Annotated in this window: 1 protein-coding gene and 1 pseudogene; both read left to right on the plus strand. The window is 42.0% G+C overall.

All coding sequences use genetic code 11. The features are described 5' to 3' along the window. Nucleotides 1–121: 121 nt before the first annotated feature. The gene (locus tag ACFQ88_RS39765; RefSeq protein ID WP_377895713.1) at nucleotides 122–805 is read left to right on the plus strand and encodes a Gp15 family bacteriophage protein; all 684 of its coding nucleotides are present in this window, start codon (nucleotides 122–124) and stop codon (nucleotides 803–805) included. After that, nucleotides 802–1,121: pseudogene (locus ACFQ88_RS39770) on the plus strand (hypothetical protein); the annotation flags it as partial. The gene ACFQ88_RS39765 and the pseudogene ACFQ88_RS39770, both read left to right, overlap by 4 nt.

The following is a 1,121-nucleotide window of genomic DNA, read 5'->3' on the forward strand; positions in this document are numbered from 1 at the left end:
CGGTAAGTCTGTTTACAACATGATTAAAGTTGTCGATATCGTTAACAGCAAACTAGAAGAGAAAATGGGAACGAGCAAAGCGGAGAAAGCAAAAAACTATATAAAGTAGTGATGGTCAGCGATGAAGCTTACTGATCGTTTTGAAGAAGATGTGATTATATTCAAGGGGAGGCGTATAAAGTTACGTCTCTTTTTTGATGTGGTGCTGCGTGCGTTTGAACTGCTGGAAGATGAAGAATTCACCGAAGCGCAAAAATGGTCGCTTTTGGCTTTTGTCTTTGCTGAAAACAAAGAGGACGTTGAAGAGCTTTCACTGGATGAAAAAGTGATATTGGTTAAAGCCATTTTTGACAACTTTATTCATGAACCAGGAGAAACAGCGCAAGACAGTATTCAGCAGCAACCACAAAGCACAAACGAAGATGAACAAAACACCTCAGAAGGCGAACAAAGCACAAGCAAAAAAGATGAGGTTTTTGACTTTGAACAAGACGCGGAGTATATATACGCGTCTTTTTTGTTTGATTACAACCTCGATCTATTCGAACAGCAAGGGAAATTACACTGGCGCAAATTCCAAGCCCTTCTAAAAGGTTTGAGCGAGGACGCTAAATTCTCAAAAGTCATTGAGATTAGAACAATGAAGCTGCCAAAAGAGGGAGAAGAACGCAAACGAATTCAGGAATTAAAGCGGATTTACGCCCTAAATAAAAAGCCAGTTGATGAAGAAGCAGCCATTAAAGAGTTGGACGCCAAGGCGTCAGCCTTCTTCCAAAACCTGCGCGGAAGGGGTGGTAAAAAATGAGTGATGGACGGGTTGTAATAGATGCCATTTTCGATACAGCACCAACCCAGCGCAGCGTACGAACCTTACAGCGGTCTTTAGATGGCTTGAATACTAACCGTTACAATGAACGATTGCGCTTAATGAGCGCCGAAATGAAGGCGGCATATAGAGCCTCAGCGCAGGCCCTTATACCATTCAAAAGGGAGCTTATTGAAACAGAATTCAAGTTTTTCAAACTAGCGCAAAGTATGAAGAACTACACCGGCACAAATGAACAATTTATTGGAGAAGTCCGGCGGCTTGGTCAAGAGCATAAAAAGGCCACAGAAAACAT

The sequence above is a fragment of the Paenibacillus sp. NPDC056579 genome, from assembly GCF_042793215.1.
Classification (GTDB): Bacteria; Bacillota; Bacilli; order Paenibacillales; family NBRC-103111; genus Paenibacillus_S.

What these genes read in the sequence shown, in the direction of transcription:
- ACFQ88_RS39765 (WP_377895713.1), top strand. Translation starts at nt 122, where the DNA reads ATGAAGCTTACTGATCGTTTTGAAGAAGATGTGATTATATTCAAGGGG.